The following is a 22,063-nucleotide window of genomic DNA, read 5'->3' on the forward strand; positions in this document are numbered from 1 at the left end:
GGCGGGTCATTCACTGCCGCAGGTTTACCCGTGACCAATCTCCACCAGCCTGAATTGCCCAAACCGGCCATCCGCAGCGTGCTGATCGCGCTGATGCTGGCGATTTTCCTCGGTGCGCTGGACCAGACCATCGTGGCCGTATCGATGCCGGCCATTTCCGCGCAATTCAAGGACGTCAGCCTGCTGGCCTGGGTGATTTCCGGCTACATGGTGGCGATGACGGTGGCAGTGCCGATCTACGGCAAATTGGGCGACTTGTACGGCCGGCGCAAATTGATGCTGTTTGGCATGGGACTGTTCACCTTGGCGTCGCTGTTCTGCGGCATGGCCCAGAGCATGGAACAGCTGGTGCTGGCGCGAATTCTCCAGGGGATCGGTGCCGGTGGCATGATCTCGGTCAGCCAGGCGATCATCGGCGACATCGTGCCGCCCCGCGAGCGCGGCCGTTACCAGGGCTACTTCAGCAGCATGTATGCGGTGGCCAGCGTCGCCGGCCCGGTACTGGGCGGGTACATGACCGAATACCTGTCCTGGCGCTGGGTCTTCCTGATCAACCTGCCGCTGGGCCTGGGGGCGTGGCTGGTAGCCAATCGCACGCTGGTGGGCTTGCCGGTTCCGCAACGCAAGCCGGTGATCGATTACCTCGGTACCCTGTTGATGATCATCGGGCTGACGGCCTTGTTGCTGGGCATCACCCAGTTCGGTCAGGGTCATTCCTGGCGCAGTGCCGAGGTATTGGGGTTGCTGGCTTGTGCGGCCGCGGTGCTGGGCCTGTTCGTGCTGCATGAACGACGGACGTCGGAGCCCTTGCTACCGATGCACCTGTTCGCCAACCGCAATGCAATCCTGTGCTGGTGCACGATTTTCTTCACCAGCTTCCAGGCCATCTCGTTGATCGTGCTGATGCCCCTGCGTTTCCAGAGTGTCACGGGAGCCGGTGCGGACAGCGCCGCCCTGCACCTGCTGCCCCTGGCCATGGGCTTGCCGATCGGCGCGTATTTCGCCGGCCGTCGTACCTCCGTGACCGGGCGCTACAAGCCGATGATCCTGACCGGCGCTGTGCTCATGCCCTTGTCGATCCTCGGTATGGCGTTCAGCCCGCCCCAGGCCTTTTTGCTCAGCAGCCTGTTCATGCTGTTGTGCGGGATCGCCTCGGGCATGCAGTTTCCGACCTCCCTGGTCGGTACACAGAACTCGGTGCAACAGCGTGACATCGGCGTTGCCACCAGCACCACCAACCTGTTCCGCTCATTGGGCGGTGCGGTGGGCGTGGCGTTGATGTCGGCGCTGTTGCTGGCATTGTTGCAGGATTCGAGCTTCGCCCATCTGGCCGGCGCTTCGCTGATGGCCGAAGGTCACTCGGGGAATGTCTTGCTGGACGGCCTGAACGCCGCGCCGGGGGATGCGCAAGATGCCTTGCGCGCGGAACTGCTGCTGACGTTCAGGCATTTGCTGATGGTGAGTGCGGCGGTGTCGCTGCTGGGGCTGGCAGCGGCAATCGCCATGCCGAACATGCTGTTGCGCGGACGGGAAGACCGGGCCTTGTAGGAGCCAGGCTTGCCGGCGAAGAACGATAACGCGGTCTTACAGACACACCGCGGCGTCTGGTTCGCGGGCAAGCCTCGCTCCTACAGAAGACAGGCCATTCAAGGGCTGTAATACCCCACAGCCACCAGGAAATGCCCGACCTTTTTCAGGTAGGCATGCTTGTTCTCGACCTTCCCGGTCACCGGGTTTTTCCAGCGGTACTCATACTCGCCGTAATCCTGTTGCGCGATCAGCGCCAGCATCGGTTCCCCTACCGGCTTTCCATCCGGATCAGTGATCTTGCTGAAATCGGTGTTGATCAATCGCAGGTTGGTGCCGTGGGCGACGTAGCGCCGGGTATCGAGGTCGACGACGAATACATACAGGTCATCCTGCAGGTAGCCGCCCTTGAGGGAGTTGATCGCTTTCAGGGTGCCCTTCTCGTCCTTGGCCAGGTCGGTCGCCGCCTTGTTCAGCAAAGCCATGGCCTGTTCCGCCGAAGCCCGTGGCAGGTAGTAGCCGACCGCGAGGATTCGCTGGCCGACACGCTGATAGTAGACATGCTTGCGCTCGACCTTGCCGTCAGACCAGTTTTGCCAACGGTACTCCGCTTGCTGGATACCATTGCCCTCGGGCACTTTCAGCGCATCCTTGAAGGCCTTCTGAAGATCCGGCCCGAGCACATCCGACACATCCCGGCCAATCAGCGCCGCCGAGGGCCCGCCGCTGGCGAGCATCACGCCCTTGGTATCGACCACGAAGACATAGCGGTCCTGGTCGACAAACTCTCCCTGGCGGCTGAACGCGGCGAAGGCCTTGTCGCCATTGTCGTGGTAGTAGGCAAGGGCTTTTTCCAGCAAGGCGATGGCGGCCTGGCTGTCAGCCTTTTCGGTTCCGGCAGCCTGAACCTGGCCCAGGCACATCAGTAGCATGCCGCACAGCCAGGCCAACTTGTGCACAACTCCCATGGCGCGTCCCTCGTTCCTTTAGATGTTTGAAGGAGCGTAGACGGCAATGGCGCATGCAGGGACATTCAGCTAATCGAGGTGCACAAGGGCTCCATTCCCGGCGAACCGGGAATGAGGCAGGGCCTATTGGCGAGTGCGCAGCTGCTGTTGCAGGTTCTGGATCTGCGCTTGCAGGCTGTTGATGGTCCGGGTGACCTGGCTACGGAAGGCATCGAACTCAGCGGTGCTTGCGCCTTGAGGGGCGCCGGGACGATTGTCCTGCTGGCTCTTGAGGACGACGATGTCCTGTTCCAGGCGGTCGATGGCGGCGTTCGGATTGCCCTGTTTCTTCAGCGCCGTGATGTCGGCGCCCAGGCTCTTCAGTTGCGCGTCGAATTTCTCGGTGTCCGCCGGGGTATTTTTCAGCGTGGTCAGTTCACTGCCCAAGGCTTTGACCTGTTCCTGCACTTGCGCATTGGCCTTTTGCTGCTCGGTGTCCTGGGCGGCTATCTGGGCCAGGCGCTTGTCCAGGTCGCTGGTCTGCGCGGTCATCTGCGCCAAGCGCTTGTCAAGGTCCGAGGCCTGGCCGGCGACGCCCTGTTGTTGCTTGCCCTGGTCCTGCAACTGGCTTTGCAGCTGGCGGATTTGCAGCTTCAGCGCTTCGCTGTCGGTGCTGACGTTGGTCTGGCTGGCGACCACCTTGCCGGAAATATCCTGCAGGCGCCCCGCCGCTTCTTCACTGATTCGCGCAAAGCTTTCCTGGGTTGCCACCAGTTGTTGCTCCATCAGCGAAATCTGCTGGAAGCTCCACCAGGCAAGGCCCGCAAAGGCAAAGAACAGGGCGCCGACCAGTGCCCACAACGGGCCGGTGCTCGCCGCCTTGACCTTGACCACGGACGGCGTGCGCGAATGCACGGTGGTGCGAGTGCTCTTCGGGAAATCATCGTCATCGAGGATGTCTGCACGCAGGCTCGGTACATCGTCGAAGTCATCGTTGGCATCGTTACGCATGGACATTGAGTCAACCTTTGTGAAACGCGGTGATGGCTTGATGCGGCGCAGTATAACCCCCATGGCCGCAACCATTGACCCTGAACCCGAACCTCGGTTCAGTGAAGCGGGTTTCAGCGAATGTCCTGAGCCTTCCACCAGGCGCAGAACTCATCGAGCGCCGTCCAGAGACTGACCTTGGGGTCGTAGTCCAGATAATGCCGGGCGCGACTGATATCCAGGGTGAAATTTTTCTTCATGACCTGCATGCCCAGTCGCGACAGGGTCGGCTCGGGACGTCCCGGCCACACCTTGCAAAACCCCTCATTGAGCGCCGCGGCGGTGTAGCCCAGGCCGTAGGAACGGTAGCGCGTCACTTGTGGGACTTCCATTTTACGCATGACGTAATTGACCACATCCCACAGCGGGATCGGCGCTCCGTTACTGATGTTGTACACCTTGCCCAAGGCTGAACCGCTGGCCAGCAAACTGCTGAGCAACGCTTCGTTGAGGTTGTGCACACTGGTGAAGTCGACCTTGTTCAAACCGTTGCCGATGATCGCCAGGCGCCCCTTGCGCTGCATGTTGAGCAAGCGCGGGAAGATGCTCATGTCACCCGCCCCGGTCACGAAACGCGGACGCAGCGCCAGGGTTTCGAGGCCAAACTCCTGGGCGCCGAAGACTTTTTGCTCGGCCAGGTACTTGGTCGCGGCGTACGGGTGCTTGAAGCGTTTGGGCACCTGCTCTTCGGTCAGCCCCAGGTGATCGCGGCCATCGAAATAGATCGATGGCGACGACAGGTGCACCAGGCGCCGCACTCGCTGTTTCAGGCAGGCTTCGACCACATTTTCGGTGACCTGGACGTTGCCCAGGTGAAAGTCCTGATAACGCCCCCACAGGCCAACGGCACCGGCGCAATGCACCACGGCCTCGACCCCGGAACACAGGTCGCGTGCCAGCAGCGGGTCGCTCAAGTCGCCCTGGATGAACTCGGCGCCACGGCGCACCAGATGCTCGACACTTTCGGCCCGGCGACCGTTGACCCGTACGTCCAGGCCCTGCTCCAGGGCGAAACGCGCAAAGCGCCCGCCAATGAAGCCGCTTGCGCCGGTGACCAGAATCTTCATGTAGTGCTCCGAATATTTCGTTTTTTGCGTATTGCGTGAGGTCTTGACGCTGCCCGTCAGTCCAACGGCACCAACCATTGCCTGGACGCCTGCACCAATTGCTCGGTCAGCAACCCCAACAACTGACCGCCATTGCGCCAATGATGCCAGTACAGCGGCACGTCGATCGGTTTATCTGGCAAAAGCTCCAGCAAAATGCCGCGCTCCAGTTGTTCGCGCACCTGCAGTTCCGGCACCAGGCCCCAGCCAAGCCCGGCTTCGGTGAGGCGGATAAAGCCTTCGGACGATGGGCACAGGTGGTGTACGAAACCGCCATCGACGCCGAGGGACGCCAGGTAGCGATGCTGCAGGAAGTCGTCCGGGCCGAACACCAGCGCCGGGGTCCGGGCCAACTGATCGGCGCGCACGCCTTGAGGAAAGTGCCGGGCAATGAAGGCCGGGCTGGCCAACGCACGGTAGCGCATCGCTCCGAGCAATACGCTGCGCGCACCGGCTACCGGGCGCTCGCTGGCACACAGGCACGCCGCGACTTCGCCTGCGCGCATGCGCTTGAGGCCGACGGTCTGGTCCTCGACCACCAGATCCATCAACAGATGGTGTTGCGCGCAAAAATCCCCCACGGCCTGGGCCCACCAGGTCGCCAGGCTATCGGCGTTCAGGGCGATCCGCAGGCGCTCCGGCAGGCCCTCTTCGTCCAGCGCCGGCACCAGCGTCTGCAAATCCCGCTCAAGCAGACGCACCTGCTGCACGTGGTTGAGCAGACGCCGGCCGAGCTCGGTCGGCGACGGCCGCGTGCCCCGCACCAACACCGGTTGGCCGACCCGCGCCTCGAGCAATTTGATGCGTTGGGAAATGGCCGATTGTGACAAACCCAACACCTGGGCTGCCCGTTCGAAACCGGCCTGCTCGACCACCGCGGCCAAGGCAGAAAGCAATTTATAGTCGAACATCAGTTTTCCTAATGAGCGATCAGCAATATTGGTTTTTCTTATACAGGTTCCTACCGGAGAATGGCCAGCACGAACTCTTGCACAAGGATCATCCATATGGCTGGCGAAACATCACTGGCAACGCTGCTGCGCAGCATGAGCCCGCAACTCAACGCCGGCGAATACGTGTTCTGCACCCTGCGCGACGGCCGGCTGCCAACAGGTCTTGAGATCGTCGGCAGCTTTCGCGAGCAGGAAGGCCTGACCGTGATCCTCGAACGTTCCCACGCAGAACAGGCTGGTTTCAGCTTCGACTACATCGCCGCATGGATCACCCTGAACGTGCACTCGGCACTTGAAGCCGTCGGCCTCACTGCGGCGTTCGCCACGGCCCTGGGCAAGGCTGGCATCAGCTGCAACGTGATCGCCGGTTACTACCACGACCATTTGTTTGTCGGCCAGGCCGACGCCGAACGCGCGATGCAAGTGCTGCGCGACCTGGCAGCCAACGCGGAGTAAAGAATAATGTGGCAAAGCTATATGAACGGCCTGTTGGTGGCCTTCGGACTGATCATGGCGATCGGCACGCAGAATGCGTTTGTGCTGGCGCAAAGCCTGCGCCGTGAACATCACCTGCCGGTGGCGGCGCTCTGCGTGGCCTGCGATGCCTTGCTGGTGGCCGCCGGGGTATTTGGCCTGGCGACGGTGCTGGCACAAAACCCGACCCTGTTGGCCATTGCCCGTTGGGGCGGCGCGGCGTTTCTGTTGTGGTACGGCAGCCAGGCGTTGCGTCGGGCCTGTTCCAGACAGAGCCTGCAACAGGGTGAGAACCAGACCGTTCGTTCGCTGCGTGCGGTGATGCTCAGTGCCTTGGCGGTGACCCTGCTCAATCCGCACGTTTACCTGGACACCGTTCTGTTGATCGGCTCCCTTGGCGCCCAACAAACGGAGCCCGGCGCGTACGTGGTGGGGGCGGCCAGTGCATCATTGTTGTGGTTTTTCACCCTGGCGCTCGGCGCGGCATGGTTGGCTCCGTGGCTGGCCCGGCCGAGCACCTGGCGGATTCTTGACCTGTTGGTGGCGGTGATGATGTTCGCCGTAGCATTACAGCTGATCAGCGCTGGCTGATTTATTCCAAAAGGCTCTGGAACCTCTATTCCACACAGATGTTGCGTGGTTATGCCGCACCCCCGGTGCTATGATCCGATCCGATGCGCCGCAAAGAGTACAAACTCCCCGGCGCTTGTCTGGCCGCCCGTGATCGGCCTTGCGCTCACCGCAACTGACCTGATTAGGAGAATCATAATGGCTTTCGAATTGCCGCCGCTGCCGTACGCACACGATGCCCTGCAGCCGCACATTTCCAAGGAAACCCTGGAATTTCACCACGACAAGCACCACAACACCTATGTCGTGAACCTGAACAACCTGGTGCCTGGCACCGAGTTCGAAGGCAAGACCCTGGAAGAAATCGTCAAGACTTCCTCGGGCGGCATCTTCAACAACGCCGCTCAAGTGTGGAACCACACTTTCTACTGGAACTGCCTGGCGCCAAACGCTGGCGGTCAACCAACCGGCGCGCTGGCTGAAGCCATCAACGCAGCCTTCGGTTCGTTCGACAAGTTCAAGGAAGAGTTCAGCAAGACTTCCATCGGCACTTTCGGTTCCGGTTGGGGCTGGTTGGTGAAAAAGGCTGATGGTTCCCTGGGCCTGGCAAGCACCATCGGTGCCGGCAACCCGCTGACCAACGGCGACACCCCGCTGCTGACCTGCGACGTCTGGGAACACGCTTACTACATCGACTACCGCAACCTGCGTCCGAAGTACGTTGAAGCGTTCTGGAACCTGGTTAACTGGAAATTCGTGGCTGAGCAGTTCGAAGGCAAAACCTTCACCGCTTAAGCTCGACGCTCCTGAAAAAACCCGGCTTTCATGCCGGGTTTTTTTTCGGTTCAAAAAATGAAGACCATAAAAAAACCCGCTGACGAATCAGCGGGTTTTTCAGGGCGGCGATCAAAGGATCAGAAATCCTCCAATCGCCACACCTCATACGCCGGTGTCTCGTAGGGGTGGCTCTGTTTCAGAGCCGCCACCACCGAGCGGATCAACTCATCGGCCACTACAAGTTCAACCTTCCACTCCTCGACCTGCTCGACCTGCCCTGCCTCGCCAATGAACGGCTGGCTGCCGTCCAGTGGGCGAAACTGACCAAGCCCCCGCACTTGCCATGAACAGTGGTCGTAAGCGCCGATCCGTCCGCCACCAGCGGCGAATACGGCACTCTTGACCCCATCGACATGACTGTCGGGAACGAAGAAGCTGAGCTTGTACACGGCCCTTAGTTCACCCACACACGAGCGTTACGGAACATGCGCATCCAAGGTGCGTCTTCGTTCCAGTCTTCCGAGCGCCACGAGTTCTGCACGGCGCGGAACACACGCTCCGGGTGCGGCATCATGATGGTCACGCGACCGTCGCGGCTGGTCAAACCGGTGATCCCGCGCGGCGAGCCGTTCGGGTTGGCCGGGTAGCTTTCGGTGACCTTGCCGTGGTTGTCGACGAAACGCATTGCCACGCAACCGGACAGATCGGCTTCCAGCAGTGCCTCTTCGCTGGCGAACTCGGCATGGCCTTCACCGTGGGCGATGGCGATCGGCATGCGCGAACCGGCCATGCCTTGCAGGAAGATCGAGTTCGACTCCTGGATCTGCACCATGGCCACACGGGCTTCGAACTGCTCGGAACGGTTACGCACAAAGTGCGGCCAGAACTCGCTGCCCGGGATCAGCTCGTGCAGGTTGGACATCATCTGGCAACCGTTGCACACGCCGAGGGTGAAGCTGTCGTTACGTTCAAAGAAGCCCTGGAACGCATCGCGGGCGCGGCTGTTGAACAGCGCCGACTTGGCCCAGCCTTCACCGGCACCCAGTACGTCGCCGTAGGAGAAACCGCCGCAGGCAACAAGGCCCTTGAACTCGTTCAGGTCGACACGACCGGCCAGGATGTCGCTCATGTGCACGTCGATCGCGTTGAAGCCGGCGCGGTCGAACGCGGCCGCCATTTCCACCTGACCGTTGACGCCCTGCTCACGCAGCACGGCAACCTGTGGGCGGATGCCTTTCTTGATGTAAGGCGCGGCGATGTCCTGGTTGACGTCGTAGCTGAGCTTGACGCTCAGGCCCGGGTTGTCTTCTTCCAGCAGCACGTCGAATTCCTGATCGGCGCAGTCGGCGTTGTCACGCAGACGCTGGATCTGGTAGCTGGTCTCGGCCCACTGGCGCTGCAGCAGACGACGCTGGCCTTCGAACACGGTGTCACCGTTGAAGGTGATGTCGATCTGGCCGTTGTTGATCGGCTGACCGATCACCGACACGCACTCGCCCAGGCCGGCAGCGCTGAACTGCGCAAGGATGTCCGGGGTAGCATCCTGACGAACCTGGATCACGGCGCCCAGCTCTTCGTTGAACAGGATCGCGGCGATGTCAGCAGACGTTTCCGCCAGACCGTCGAGGTTCAAGCTCAGGCCGCAATGACCGGCGAAGGCCATTTCCACCACGCTGGTCAGCAGGCCACCGTCGGAACGGTCGTGGTAGGCCAGCAGGTGGCCGTCGGCGTTGAGGCCCTGGATCACCGCGAAGAAGGCTTTCAGGTCTTCCGCGTCGTCGACGTCCGGAGCCTGCTTGCCGAGCTTGCCGTGAACCTGTGCCAGGATCGAGGCGCCCATGCGGTTCTGGCCACGGCCCAGGTCGATCAGGATCAGGTCGGTGGTGCCCTTGTCCATGCGCAGTTGCGGGGTCAGGGTCTGACGGATGTCAGTCACTGGCGCGAAACCGGTCACGATCAGGGACATTGGCGAAGTCACGGCCTTGTCCACGCCTTCATCGTTCCAGCGCGTGGCCATGGACATCGAGTCCTTGCCCACCGGAATGGTGATGCCCAGCTCAGGGCACAGCTCCATGCCGACCGCTTTCACGGTGTCGTACAGACGCGCGTCTTCACCCGGGTGACCGGCGGCAGACATCCAGTTCGCCGACAGCTTGATGTCGGAGATCTTGCCGATGCGCGAAGCGGCGATGTTGGTCAGGGTTTCGCCGATGGCCATGCGGCCCGACGCCGGAGCGTCCAGCAGCGCCAGCGGAGTACGCTCACCCATGGCCATGGCTTCACCGGTGTAGACGTCGAAGCTGGTGGCGGTGACGGCAACGTCGGCTACCGGAACCTGCCACGGACCGACCATCTGGTCACGGGCCACGAGGCCGGTGATGGTGCGGTCGCCGATGGTGATCAGGAAGCTCTTGCTCGCCACGGCCGGGTGATGCAGGACGCGCTCGACGCAGTTGGCGATGTCCAGGGTGGACGGATCGAAATCGTCGCCCAGCTCGTTTTCACGGACCACCGAACGGTGCATGCGCGGGGCTTTGCCCAGCAGCACTTCGAGCGGCATGTCCACCGGGCTGTTGCCGAAGTGGCTGTCGGTGACGGTCAGCTGCGGCTCGGCCGTGGCTTCGCCGACGACGGCGAACGGGCAGCGCTCGCGTTCGCAGATCGCCTTGAAGCGTTCGAAATCTGCTGGACCCACGGCCAGAACGTAACGCTCCTGGGATTCGTTGGACCAGATTTCGTGCGGGGCCATGCCCGGCTCGTCGTTTGGAATGTTGCGCAGTTCGAAACGGCCACCGCGGTCGCCGTCGTTGACCAGTTCCGGGAAGGCGTTAGACAGACCACCGGCACCCACGTCGTGGATGAAGCTGATCGGGTTCTTGTCGCCCAGCTGCCAGCAACGGTCGATGACTTCCTGGCAGCGACGTTCCATTTCAGGGTTTTCGCGCTGAACGGAGGCGAAGTCCAGGTCCGCCGAGCTGGTGCCGGTGGCCATGGAGGAAGCGGCGCCGCCGCCCAGGCCGATCAGCATTGCCGGGCCGCCAAGCACGATCAGCTTGGAGCCAACGACGATCTCGCCTTTCTTGACGTGCTCTTCACGGATGTTGCCCATGCCGCCAGCCAGCATGATCGGCTTGTGGTAACCGCGAACTTCGTCACCGTGCGGGGTGGTGATGGACTGTTCGAAGGTACGGAAGTAACCGGTCAGGGCCGGACGACCGAATTCGTTGTTGAACGCAGCGCCGCCCAGCGGGCCTTCGATCATGATGTCCAGCGCGGTAACGATGCGCTCAGGCTTGCCGTACGGCACTTCCCACGGCTGTTCGAAACCAGGGATCTGCAGGTTGGACACGGTGAAACCGGTCAGGCCGGCTTTTGGCTTGGCGCCACGACCGGTCGCACCTTCGTCGCGGATCTCGCCACCGGAACCGGTGGATGCGCCCGGGAACGGGGCGATCGCGGTCGGGTGGTTGTGGGTCTCGACCTTCATCAGGATGTGCACTGGCTCCTGCACCGCGCCGTACTGGCGGGTTTCAGGGTCCGGGAAGAAACGCCCGGCCACGGAGCCGACGATCACCGAAGCGTTGTCCTTATAAGCCGACAGGACACCTTCGCTGTGCATCACGTAGGTGTTCTTGATCATGCCGAACAGGCTTTTTTCCTGGCTCTCGCCGTCGATGTCCCAGCTGGCGTTGAAGATCTTGTGGCGGCAGTGCTCGGAGTTCGCCTGGGCGAACATCATCAGTTCGATGTCGTGCGGGTTGCGCTTCAAGCCAACGAAGGCGTTGACCAGGTAGTCGATCTCGTCTTCGGCCAGGGCCAGGCCCAGCTCGGTGTTGGCTTTTTCCAGCGCGGCGCGGCCGCCACCCAACACGTCGATCGCGGTCAGGGGTTTTGGCTCGGCGTGGCTGAACAGGCCGGCGGCCTGTTCCAGGTTGCCCAGGACGATCTGGGTCATGCGGTCGTGCAGTGCATCGGCGATCAGTTGGGCGTCAGCATCGCTGAACTGGCCGGCAACGTAGAACGCAATGCCGCGTTCCAGGCGCTGGATCTTGGTCAGGCCGCAATTGCGAGCGATGTCGCTGGCCTTGCTCGACCACGGCGAGATGGTGCCGAAACGCGGCAGCACCAGGAACAGACGACCGGTAGGCTCCTGGACAGGAACGCTTGGACCGTACTTCAGAAGGCGCGCAAGCACCTGCTGTTCGTCGCCGGTCAGGACGCCGGTAACTTCGGCGAAGTGAGCGAATTCAGCATACAGGCCACTGACAGCCGGGACCTTCTGGCTCAGTTGCTCAAGGAGCTTGCTGTGGCGAAAGGCAGAAAGGGCAGGAGCGCCGCGCAGGATCAACATCTTCGGGACAGCCTCGGGAAGGGGTGTGCTTTGAGGCCGTGCATTCTAGCCTAAACAGCCCGCGACGGCACCCGAAACGCTACGCACGGTTGCACTCGGGTGCCGATCTGTGTTTCTGATTTGAGAGTCAGGTTAACCGGGCGTGTAACAACAGCTTATTTTTACTGTATCAAAATGCACAAAAGGCCCATTCCTACGGTGTTTCGGCCCTTTTTTTGATTGCTAGCAGACTCCCCCCATCGCTGTCGAGATATGGCGCCCGTGGTCCTTTGCGTATACTGCGCAAATGTTTTCCCCAACGGCTTTGCGTCCGCGGTACGCCAAATGGCTGATCGCAACCGGACTCTTCCTGATGCTCAGTGGCTGTGTTGATAAACCCAACACGCTGGAGCGCATAAAGGAGGATGGTGTGCTGCGGGTGGTTACCCGTAACAGCCCCGCCACCTACTTTCAGGATCGCAACGGTGAAACCGGCTTCGAATACGAGCTGGTGAAGCGCTTCGCCGACGATCTGGGGGTCGAGCTCAAGATCGAGACGGCCGACAACCTCGACGACCTGTTCAACCAGGTGGGCAAGCCCAATGGCCCGGTACTGGCGGCCGCCGGCCTGGTCAGCAGCGAAGCACGCAAGAAGCAGGTGCGGTTTTCCCACCCCTACCTGGAAGTCACTCCGCAGATCATCTACCGCAACGGCAAGTCGCGCCCTACCGATGCGAAGGATCTGGTCGGCAAGAAGATCATGGTGCTCAAGGGCAGCACCCATGCCGAGCAGCTCGCACAGCTGAAACAGAAATTTCCCGGCATCGACTACGAAGAATCCGACGCGGTCGAGGTCGTTGATCTCCTGCGCATGGTCGACGAAGGTCAGATCGACCTGACACTGGTCGACTCCAACGAAGTGGCGATGAACCAGGTGTACTTCACCAACATCCGGGTCGCCTTCGACCTGGGTGACGCCAGCAATCAGAGCTGGGCGGTGGCGGCCGGTGACGACAACAGCCTGCTCAACGAGATCAACGAGTACCTCGACAAGGTCAAGAAGAACGGCACCCTGCAACGCTTGAAGGACCGCTACTACGGGCACGTCGACGTACTCGGCTACATGGGCGCCACCACCTTCGCCCAGCACCTGCAGCAACGCCTGCCCAAGTACGAGCAGCACTTCAAGGCGTACGCCAAGAAAGAGAAAGTCGACTGGCGTCTGCTGGCGGCAGTCGGTTATCAGGAATCGTTATGGCAGCCCGCAGTGACGTCCAAGACCGGCGTGCGCGGCCTGATGATGCTGACCCAGAACACCGCGCAAGCGATGGGCGTGTCCAACCGCCTCGATCCCAAGCAGAGCATCATGGGCGGTGCCAAGTACCTGGCCTACATGAAGGATCAGCTGGACGAGTCGATCCAGGAACCGGATCGCACCTGGTTTGCCCTGGCCGCCTACAACGTCGGCAGCGGTCACCTTGACGACGCCCGCAAGCTGGCGGCCAAGGAAGGCTTGAATCCGGACAAATGGCTGGACGTGAAAAAAATCCTGCCGCGCCTGTCCGAGAAGAAGTGGTACAGCAAAACCCGTTACGGCTACGCCCGTGGCGGCGAACCGGTGCATTTCGTGGCGAACATCCGTCGCTACTACGACATCCTGACCTGGGTGACGCAACCACAGCTTGAGGGCGAGCAGGTGGCCGAGGGCAAATTGCATGTGCCGGGGATCGACAAGACCAAACCGGCCCAGGAACCTGCCCCGCTCTAATCGCCACCACCCATCAAATGTGGGAGCGAGCCTGCTCGCGATAGCGGTTTATCATTCAACATTTCTGTTGGCTGACACTCCGCTATCGCGAGCAGGCTCACTCCTACAGGGTTTTGTATTGGATCTTAGGCCTTGGCGGCAGCCGCCAGAATCAGCGTCTTCATCTCCGAAACAGCCGACTTGAAGCCCACGAACAACGCATGGGCCACCAGCGCGTGGCCGATGTTCAGTTCGTTGATGCCCTTGATCGCGGCTACCGCCTCGACGTTGTGATAGTGCAGGCCGTGGCCGGCATTGACGATCAGGCCTTGCGCCAGGCCGAACGCTACGCCGTCGGCGACGCGCTTGAGCTCTTCAGCCACGTCGGTTGGCGTCTCGGCATCGGCATAACGACCGGTGTGCAATTCAATGGCCGGTGCACCCACACGGCGCGAGGCTTCGATCTGCCGTTCGTCGGCGTCGATGAACAGTGACACTTCAGAGCCGATCTTCGACAGGCGCTCCACGGCAGCCTTGATCCGCGCCTCCTGCCCTGCCACGTCCAGCCCACCTTCGGTGGTCAGCTCCTGACGGGTTTCCGGCACCAGGCAGATGTGCGCCGGGCGGATGCGCTCGGCGAACTGCATCATTTCCTCGGTGATGCCCATTTCGAAGTTCATGCGGGTTTGCAGCACGTCCTTGAGCACCAGCACGTCGCGCTCCTGGATGTGTCGGCGGTCTTCGCGCAGGTGCACGGTGATGCCGTCCGCGCCCGCCTCTTCCGCATCCAGTGCCGCCTTGACCGGGTCCGGGTAGCGTGTGCCCCGGGCCTGACGCAGGGTGGCAACGTGGTCGATGTTCACGCCAAGAAGAATGCGGGTGCTGGTGGTCACGGAAGCGCTCCAGAATAAGAAAAAGTTCGGTGCACAGCATACGGGGAGACTACGGCTTGCGAAACAGCTCGCGACTGACCAGGGGACGACCACCCAGGTGAACCGCCAGTGCCTGGCGCATCAAACGCTTGGCCGCGGACAACGCACCCGGTGCACTCCAGTCGGCTTCAGACATGGCCAGCAGTTCGGCGCCGTTGAACAACCCCGGCTGCAGCAGATAGACCCGCTCCAGTCCCGCATCCACCTGCAGACGGTAGAGACCGTCTGGTGCAATGGGTTCGTCGTGGATATCGGCCGTCAATGAAAAGCCGTAGCCCAGGTCATCCAGCAAGCGCCATTCGAACGAGCGCAGCAGCGGCTCCAGCGCCCGACCTTCGGCCAGGGCAAGCAAGGTCGCGGCATAGTGATCGAACACCGAAGGGAAAGGGTCTTCAGCGGGCAGCAGGCGAATCAGCAGCTCGTTGAGGTAAAGACCGCTGAACAGTGCCTCGCCGTTGAGCCAGGTGGCGATGCCGGCACTCTCCATGCGCCCCACATTCTTCAGCTCGCCACGCCCGCGAAACTCGACCTCCAGCGGCACGAACGGCCGCGCCAGCGTCCCGGCCTTGCCCCGCGCACTGCGCAGCACCGCCCGCAGCCGACCTTGGGGCGTGAGGAAGTCCACCAGGGCGCTGTTTTCGCGGTAGGCGCGGGAATGCAGGACGTAGGCGGGTTGCGGGATGGGTTGGGACATGGAGCTCTCAATGATGGATCGCGATTTTACTGACAACCCAAAACCAATGTGGGAGCGAGCCTGCTCGCGAAAGCGGTGTAACAGTCAACATGAATGCTGAATGTTACATCCTCTTCGCGAGCAGGCTCGCTCCCACAGTGGATCTTTATGCAGTCTTACAGGTCGCCGTAACCCAGAGAACGCAAGGCGCGCTCGTCGTCGGACCAGCCGCCCTTCACCTTGACCCACAGGTTGAGCATGATCTTGGAGTCGAACAACAGCTCCATGTCCTTGCGCGCTTCGGTGCCGATGCGCTTGATACGCTCGCCCTTGTCGCCAATGATGATCTTCTTCTGGCCATCACGCTCGACGAGGATCAGGGCATGGATGTGCAGGGTCTTGCCCTGCTGCTTGAACTCTTCGATTTCGACGGTGATCTGGTACGGCAGCTCGGCGCCCAGCTGGCGCATGATTTTCTCGCGCACAAGCTCCGCGGCGAGGAAACGGCTGCTGCGGTCGGTGATCTGGTCTTCCGGGAAGAAGTGATCGTTTTCCGGCAGATGGTCGGCGATCACCCGCTCCAGCGCATCGAGGTTGTGCCCGTGCTGCGCGGAAATCGGGATGATCTGTGCGTTCGGCAGCTGCTCCTGCAACCAGGACAGGTGCGGCATCAGCTCGGCCTTGTCCTCGATGCGATCGGTCTTGTTCAGTGCCACGATCAGCGGACCGGTCACGTACTGGACGCGCTCGAGGACCATCTGGTCTTCGTCGGTCCACTTGGTGCGGTCCACCACGAAGATCACCACGTCGACGTCTTTCAACGCCGCCGAAGCGGTCTTGTTCATGTAACGGTTCAAGGCCTTTTCGCCACCCTTGTGCATACCGGGTGTATCGACGTAGATCGCCTGCACATCACCCTCGGTCTTGATGCCGAGCATGTTGTGACGGGTGGTCTGCGGCTTGCGCGAGGTGATCGCCAGCTTCTGGCCGAGGATGTGGTTGAGCAGCGTGGACTTGCCCACGTTCGGACGGCCGACGATGGCAACATAGCCACAGCGCGTTGCGTTTGTATCAGTCATTGCCATTCTCCACACCCAGGGCAATCAGTGCTGCGGCGGCCGCTACCTGTTCGGCAATACGACGGCTCACACCCTGACCTCGGCTTTTTTCATTCAAAAGGGTGATTTCACATTCGACGAAGAACGTCCGGCAATGCGGTTCACCCTGGATATCCACCACTTCGTAACGCGGCAGCTCGCAACCACGGGACTGCAGGAATTCCTGCAGGCGGGTTTTTGGATCTTTGTTGGTGTCGACCAGCGTCAGGCCTTCGAACTCTCCAGCCAGCCAGGCCAGCACGCGCTCGCGTGCCACTTCCATGCCGGCGTCCAGGTAGATCGCGCCAATCAGCGCTTCCAGGGCATCGGCCAGAATCGACTCGCGACGAAAGCCGCCGCTTTTCAGTTCACCGGAGCCCAGGCGCAGGTATTCGCCCAGGTCGAAACCACGGGCCAGTACGGCCAGGGTCTCACCTTTGACCAGGCGTGCGCGCAAACGCGACAACTGGCCTTCGCGGGCCAGCGGGAAGCGATCGAACAACGCCTCGCCGGCAACGAAGTTGAGGATGGCATCACCGAGGAATTCCAGGCGTTCGTTGTTACGCCCGGCAAAACTGCGGTGAGTCAGGGCCAGGACCATCAGTTCCTGGTCCTTGAAGGTGTAGCCGAGCTGACGCTCGAGACGGCTTAAGGAGACGCTCACGGTTTACCCACGCTGAGTTCGTGGTTGGATTCCACCGCCATCGCCGGGAATTGGCGCAGGCTTGGGACAATTAACGCTGTGTTCAAAAATAACGTCCTGAATATCGTTGTTTTCATGCCTCTGTCGCCGATTGTGCCGACTCCAGAAATGCATTCGGCGCTGTGTTCAACAGCGCCGTGTCTGATTACTGGATCAGGCCAACCCGCGAGAAATTCGGCAGGTGACTGAGTTTGGGTTCCGGCCAGCTCATCCAGACCGCGAAGGCCTTGCCGACGATATTCTTGTCGGGAACCATGCCCAGCAGATCCTTGGGAATGGCTGGATCATCCCAGTAGCGACTGTCGTTGGAGTTGTCGCGGTTGTCGCCCATCATGAAGTAGTGCCCGGCGGGCACCGTCCATGTACGGTCCGGCGTTGCGCGGTAGCGGCTCATTTCCTTGCGGATCAGGTGCTCGGCGACACCGAGTTTTTCCTTGTAGAGCTCGGCGCTGCCCAAGGTGCCCGGCTCGGAGCCGACCAGCTTTTCGGCAATTGACTCACCGTTGACGAACAGACGCTTGTCAGCGGTGTACCGCACCGTATCGCCCGGCAGCCCCACTACACGCTTGATGTAGTTGACGTTCGGGTCGCTCGGATAACGGAACACCATCACATCGCCACGCTGCGGCTCACCGACTTCGATGACTTTCTTGTCGATCACCGGCAAGCGGATCCCGTAGGAAAACTTGCTCACCAGGATGAAGTCGCCGACGTCCAGGGTCGGTTTCATCGAGCCGGACGGGATCTGGAACGGTTCCACCAGGAACGAACGCAGCACCAGCACGATGAACAACACCGGGAAGAACGACTTGCCGTATTCGACCAGCAGGGGTTCCTTGCTCAGCTTCTCGACCACCACCCCGTCAGGCTGGCTGACGCTGCCCTGATAGGAGGCGATGGCAGCACGCCGACGCGGCGCCAGGATCAACAGATCAAGCAACGCCAACAGGCCGCAGACGAACACGGCGATGACCAGCAACAGCGGGAAATTTAGTGACATAGGACCTAGCTATCCAACCTGAGCACGGCAAGGAAGGCTTCCTGTGGAATTTCCACGTTGCCGACCTGCTTCATGCGTTTTTTACCGGCCTTTTGCTTTTCCAGCAGCTTTTTCTTACGGCTTACGTCACCGCCGTAGCATTTGGCCAATACGTTCTTTCTGAGCGCCTTGACGGTTGTACGCGCCACAATCTGCCCGCCAATGGCGGCCTGGATTGCCACGTCGAACATCTGCCGCGGAATCAGTTCTTTCATCTTCTCGGTCAACTGGCGACCTTTGTAGTGCGCATTGTCACGGTGCACGATCAACGCCAGGGCGTCGACCTTGTCGCCGTTGATCAGCACGTCCAGTTTCACCAGACTAGCCGATTGGTAACGATCGAAATGGTAATCCAGCGAAGCATAGCCGCGGCTGGTGGATTTCAGGCGATCGAAGAAGTCCAGGACCACTTCGTTCATCGGCAAGTCGTAGGTCACTTGTACCTGGGAGCCAAGGAACAGCATGTCGACCTGCACACCACGTTTCTCGATGCACAGCGTAATGACGTTACCCAGGTGCTCTTGCGGCACAAGAATGTTGGCGCGCACGATCGGCTCGCGCATGTCTTCGATGGAAGACAGGTCTGGCAGCTTCGACGGGTTATCGACGTAGATCGTCTCGCCGGTCTTGAGCAGCAGTTCGAAGATTACCGTCGGCGCCGTGGTGATCAGGTCCAGGTCATACTCGCGCTCCAGGCGCTCCTGGATGATTTCCATGTGCAACATGCCGAGGAACCCGCAACGGAAGCCGAAGCCCAAGGCATCGGAGCTTTCCGGGGTGTACTGCAGCGACGAATCGTTCAGGGTGAGCTTTTGCAGGGCCTCACGGAAATCTTCGAAGTCGTCGGAGCTGACCGGAAACAGGCCCGCGTAGACCTGCGGCTGAATGCGCTTGAAACCTGGCAGTACATCGACATCCGGCGTCGAGCTCAAGGTCAGGGTGTCACCCACCGGTGCACCGTGAATGTCCTTGATGCTGGCGATGATGAAGCCCACTTCACCGGCCTTCAGGTCGGCGGTCGGGGTGTGTTTCGGGTTGAATACACCGACGCTATCCACCAGGTGGACCTTGCCGGTGGACTTGACCAGGATCTTGTCACCCTTCTTCACGCGACCGTGGCGCACGCGCACCAGGGACACGACGCCCAGGTAGTTGTCGAACCAGGAGTCGATGATCAACGCTTGCAGCGGATCTTCGATGTTGCCGGTCGGTGCAGGAATGGTGGTGACCAGGCGCTCAAGCACTTCATCGACGCCCAGGCCGGTCTTGGCAGAGCACGTGACCGCGTCGGTGGCATCGATGCCGATGATTTTTTCGATTTCTTCCTTGACGCGGTCCGGATCGGCCTGTGGCAGGTCGATCTTGTTCAGCACCGGCATCACTTCCAGGCCCTGCTCGATCGCCGTGTAGCAGTTGGCAACCGACTGTGCTTCAACACCTTGACCGGCATCGACCACCAGCAGCGCGCCTTCACAGGCGGCCAGCGAACGGCTCACCTCATAGGTGAAGTCAACGTGACCAGGGGTGTCGATGAAGTTCAACTGGTAGTTGATACCATCGCGAGCCTTGTAATACAGCGTAACGCTGTGCGCCTTGATGGTGATCCCGCGCTCACGCTCAAGATCCATGGAATCCAGTACCTGGGCTTCCATTTCACGCTCGGCCAGGCCGCCGCACATCTGGATGAAGCGATCGGCCAGCGTCGACTTGCCATGGTCAATGTGGGCGATGATGGAGAAATTGCGGATATGACTCAAATCACTCACGGATCAACACTCAAAAAGGCTGCAGGCATAGCCCGCCGAAAAATAGCCGGGAATTGTACCTGATCCACGGCGCAAGCGTCACGTTTGCAGGCCAGACGGCCCGTACAAAAACGCCCCGGTCTTGCGACAGGGGCGTTTTTGATCAGCTGCGAAGCGATGAACAGGCCGCCATCAACCGGCGCGACGCAACAACCACAGCCCGGCCAGGGCACAGACACTGGCTGGCACAAGCACTGCAAACAGTGGCGAAAAACCGAAAACCAGGCTTGAAGGCCCGAGCAAATCCTGGGCAATACGGAAAGTGAAGCCCACCAGCACACCGGTAAATACCCGCTGACCGAGGGTCACCGAGCGCAGCGGACCAAAGATGAAGGAGATCGCCATCAGCACCAGGGCAGCGGTGACCAGCGGCTGCAACACCTTGACCCAAAATGCCAACCAGTAACGGCCATTGTTCAGCCCCTGGTCAGCCAGGTAGTGGATATAGCCCCACAGCCCCGAGATCGACAGCGATTCCGGCGCCATGACCACCGTACTCAGCAATTGCGGGCTCAACGCCACGTCCCAGCGCTCGACCGGGGCGCTCACCACTTCGGTGCTCTTTTCGTGGAATACCGTGGTGGTGACGTCGGACAACTGCCAGTGATCCTTGTCGAACTCGGCACGCTTGGCGAAGCTCGCCGACAGCATGTGCCGCTCCTTGTCGAAGTGATAGCGGGTCACGCCATACAGCAGGCCGTTGGGTTGCACGGAGTTGACGTGGATGAATTCGTCACCCTGGCGATGCCACAGGCCGTGCTTGGCGCTTTGCGCGTCGCCACTGCCCTGGGCCAGCGAGCGGTTGGCCTGGGCGGTGCTTTCAGTCGCAGGCGCCACGTACTCACCAATCAGCACCCCCACCACCATCAGCACCAGCATCGGCTTCATGACCGCCCAGACGATCCGCCCGATGGACACGCCGGCCGCACGCATGATGGTCAACTCGCTGTTGCTGGCCAGGCTGCCGAGACCGATCAGACAACCGATCAGGGCCGCCATCGGCAGCATGTCGTAGAGCCGGCGTGGCGCTGTCAGCAGCACATAGCTCAGCACATCGACCAAGGTGTAGGTATCACTGGCGTCGCCCATCTCATCGATGAAGGCGAACAACGTGGCCAGGCCGAGAATGATCCCCAGTACCGCCAGGATCGCCACGAACACGCTGCTACCAATGTAGCGATCGAGCTTAACCACGGGCCACCTCCAACGCGCTGCGGCGACTCGCCATCTTCAAGCGCAAAGGCTCCCAGTAGAGCAGGCCCAGGCCAATGGCCAGGAATATCCCGTGCACCCACCACAAGCCCAGCGCTGGCGGGATCTTGCCCTTTTCAAGCGCGCCGCGAGCGGCAATCAGGATGGTCAGGTAGGCCATATAAAGAAGGATTGCCGGCAACAGCTTGAGGAAACGCCCCTGGCGCGGGTTGACCCGCGACAGCGGCACCGCCATCAAGGTCACGATGAACACCAGCAACGGCAGGGACAGGCGCCATTGCAGCTCGGTGCGCGAACGGATGTCGTCGCTGCCCAGCAAGGTCGCCGTGGTCATGGCATCACGGTCGGTCACTTCGTCGCTGACGTCCGGCTTGGGCAGCAGCACGCCGTATTCGTCGTACTTGATCGCCCGGTAATCGGCTTGCCCAGGATTGCCGTCATAACGGTAGCCGTTATCGAGGATCAGGTAGCGGTTGCCGTCGGGGCGAATTTCCTGGCGGCCTTTTTCCGCCACCAGCACGGAGATCCCGCGATCCTTCTTGTCGGAACTGAGGTTCTTTTGCGAAATGAAGACGCCCGCCAGATTGATGCGATCGTCGGACAACTGCTCGGTATAGGTTACCCGCGTACCATCGCGCAGGGCCTGGAAGCGGCCAGGCTCCAGGGTGTCGAACTCGGTCAGGGCATCCTGCTTGTTCAGCAGCAACTGGAACTGATTGGCGCCCTGTGGCGCCAGGCTCAGGCTCAACCAGGCAACGACCAGCGCCACCAGGGTGGCCGGAAACAGGGTCATGCGAAACAGGCGTTGCTGGCTCATGCCGGTGGCCGACAGCACGGTCATCTCGCTTTCAAGGTACAAGCGGCCATAGGCCAGCAGGATCCCGAGAAACAGGCCCAGCGGCAGGATCAGCTGCAGGAATCCCGGCAGGCGAAAACCCATGATGAGAAACAGCGAGCCCGGGTCCAGTTGACCCGAAGCGGCCTGTGCGAGGTACTTGATGAAGCGTCCACTCATGATGATGACCAGCAGCACCGCACTGACGGCACTCAAGGTCAACAGGACTTCACGGGATAGATAACGAAAGACGATCAAACCAGACACTCCAGGGTTGTCAGGCTAT

Annotated in this window: 19 protein-coding genes; 5 read left to right on the top strand and 14 right to left on the bottom strand. The window is 61.0% G+C overall.

Annotation, left to right across the window (positions count from 1 at the left end):
- The first annotated feature begins 30 nt into the window (after positions 1–30).
- Positions 31–1,548 (top strand): MDR family MFS transporter, encoded by a 1,518-nt coding sequence (locus HFK74_RS21360; protein ID WP_180205225.1) that lies wholly within the window; start codon positions 31–33, stop codon positions 1,546–1,548.
- Between the two features lie 98 nt (positions 1,549–1,646).
- Here HFK74_RS21360 and HFK74_RS21365 read toward each other — a convergent pair whose 3' ends face one another.
- The 4 genes from HFK74_RS21365 to HFK74_RS21380 form a co-directional block, all read right to left on the bottom strand.
- Complete coding sequence (locus HFK74_RS21365) at positions 1,647–2,495, bottom strand: cache domain-containing protein (protein WP_180205226.1); 849 nt, start codon at positions 2,493–2,495, stop codon at positions 1,647–1,649.
- 123 nt (positions 2,496–2,618) lie between these two features.
- Positions 2,619–3,491, bottom strand: coding sequence for an ATPase (locus HFK74_RS21370; protein WP_180205227.1), 873 nt, complete (start codon positions 3,489–3,491; stop codon positions 2,619–2,621).
- Between the two features lie 107 nt (positions 3,492–3,598).
- Entirely contained in the window at positions 3,599–4,591 is a 993-nt protein-coding gene (locus HFK74_RS21375; RefSeq protein ID WP_180205228.1) for an NAD(P)-dependent oxidoreductase, read from the bottom strand.
- 56 nt (positions 4,592–4,647) lie between these two features.
- Positions 4,648–5,541, bottom strand: coding sequence for a LysR family transcriptional regulator ArgP (locus tag HFK74_RS21380; RefSeq protein WP_180205229.1), 894 nt, complete (start codon positions 5,539–5,541; stop codon positions 4,648–4,650).
- Positions 5,542–5,637: 96 nt separating this feature from the next.
- Here HFK74_RS21380 and HFK74_RS21385 point away from each other — a divergent pair, with 96 nt between their 5' ends.
- The 3 genes from HFK74_RS21385 (at position 5,638) to HFK74_RS21395 (ending at position 7,422) form a co-directional block, all read left to right on the top strand.
- On the top strand, positions 5,638–6,039 hold the full coding sequence (locus HFK74_RS21385) for an ACT domain-containing protein (RefSeq protein WP_180205230.1): 402 nt from the start codon (positions 5,638–5,640) through the stop codon (positions 6,037–6,039).
- Between the two features lie 6 nt (positions 6,040–6,045).
- Positions 6,046–6,648 (top strand): LysE/ArgO family amino acid transporter, encoded by a 603-nt coding sequence (locus tag HFK74_RS21390; RefSeq protein ID WP_020799466.1) that lies wholly within the window; start codon positions 6,046–6,048, stop codon positions 6,646–6,648.
- 177 nt (positions 6,649–6,825) lie between these two features.
- Positions 6,826–7,422, top strand: a complete 597-nt coding sequence (locus tag HFK74_RS21395) for a superoxide dismutase (protein WP_008052532.1) — start codon at positions 6,826–6,828, stop codon at positions 7,420–7,422.
- 119 nt (positions 7,423–7,541) lie between these two features.
- On the opposite strand, the gene HFK74_RS21400 is transcribed toward HFK74_RS21395, so the two are convergent.
- Both HFK74_RS21400 and purL read right to left on the bottom strand, forming a co-directional pair.
- Positions 7,542–7,853 carry a YqfO family protein gene (locus HFK74_RS21400; protein WP_180205231.1) on the bottom strand — a complete coding sequence of 104 codons (312 nt, stop codon included), beginning with the start codon at positions 7,851–7,853 and terminating at the stop codon, positions 7,542–7,544.
- A 5-nt stretch (positions 7,854–7,858) separates the two neighbouring features.
- Positions 7,859–11,755 (bottom strand): phosphoribosylformylglycinamidine synthase, encoded by a 3,897-nt coding sequence (purL, locus tag HFK74_RS21405; RefSeq protein ID WP_180205232.1) that lies wholly within the window; start codon positions 11,753–11,755, stop codon positions 7,859–7,861.
- A gap of 286 nt (positions 11,756–12,041) precedes the next feature.
- Between purL and mltF the strand changes: the two genes are divergently transcribed.
- Positions 12,042–13,502, top strand: coding sequence for a membrane-bound lytic murein transglycosylase MltF (gene mltF, locus HFK74_RS21410; RefSeq protein WP_180205233.1), 1,461 nt, complete (start codon positions 12,042–12,044; stop codon positions 13,500–13,502).
- Between the two features lie 125 nt (positions 13,503–13,627).
- Here mltF and pdxJ read toward each other — a convergent pair whose 3' ends face one another.
- The 8 genes from pdxJ to lptF all read right to left on the bottom strand — a co-directional run bounded on the left by pdxJ (position 13,628) and on the right by lptF (position 22,035).
- Entirely contained in the window at positions 13,628–14,374 is a 747-nt protein-coding gene (gene pdxJ / locus HFK74_RS21415; RefSeq protein WP_180205234.1) for a pyridoxine 5'-phosphate synthase, read from the bottom strand.
- Positions 14,375–14,423: 49 nt separating this feature from the next.
- A complete protein-coding gene (gene recO, locus HFK74_RS21420) occupies positions 14,424–15,107 on the bottom strand; it encodes a DNA repair protein RecO (RefSeq protein WP_180205235.1) in 684 nt (227 codons plus the stop codon).
- A gap of 155 nt (positions 15,108–15,262) precedes the next feature.
- The gene (era, locus tag HFK74_RS21425) at positions 15,263–16,165 is read right to left on the bottom strand and encodes a GTPase Era (protein ID WP_180205236.1); all 903 of its coding nucleotides are present in this window, start codon (positions 16,163–16,165) and stop codon (positions 15,263–15,265) included.
- Entirely contained in the window at positions 16,158–16,847 is a 690-nt protein-coding gene (rnc, locus tag HFK74_RS21430; protein ID WP_008056598.1) for a ribonuclease III, read from the bottom strand. Before rnc ends, era begins: the two co-directional genes overlap by 8 nt.
- A gap of 184 nt (positions 16,848–17,031) precedes the next feature.
- Positions 17,032–17,886: a signal peptidase I gene (lepB, locus tag HFK74_RS21435; RefSeq protein WP_180205237.1), complete on the bottom strand. Its 855-nt coding sequence runs from the start codon at positions 17,884–17,886 to the stop codon at positions 17,032–17,034.
- A gap of 5 nt (positions 17,887–17,891) precedes the next feature.
- Complete coding sequence (gene lepA, locus HFK74_RS21440) at positions 17,892–19,691, bottom strand: translation elongation factor 4 (protein WP_180205238.1); 1,800 nt, start codon at positions 19,689–19,691, stop codon at positions 17,892–17,894.
- 171 nt (positions 19,692–19,862) lie between these two features.
- Positions 19,863–20,924, bottom strand: a complete 1,062-nt coding sequence (gene lptG, locus HFK74_RS21445) for an LPS export ABC transporter permease LptG (RefSeq protein WP_180205239.1) — start codon at positions 20,922–20,924, stop codon at positions 19,863–19,865.
- The gene (gene lptF / locus HFK74_RS21450; protein ID WP_180205240.1) at positions 20,917–22,035 is read right to left on the bottom strand and encodes an LPS export ABC transporter permease LptF; all 1,119 of its coding nucleotides are present in this window, start codon (positions 22,033–22,035) and stop codon (positions 20,917–20,919) included. The genes lptG and lptF overlap by 8 nt, the downstream gene beginning before the upstream one ends.
- Positions 22,036–22,063 lie beyond the last annotated feature (28 nt).

This window comes from Pseudomonas sp. SbOxS1, from assembly GCF_013416725.1.
Classification (GTDB): Bacteria; Pseudomonadota; Gammaproteobacteria; order Pseudomonadales; family Pseudomonadaceae; genus Aquipseudomonas.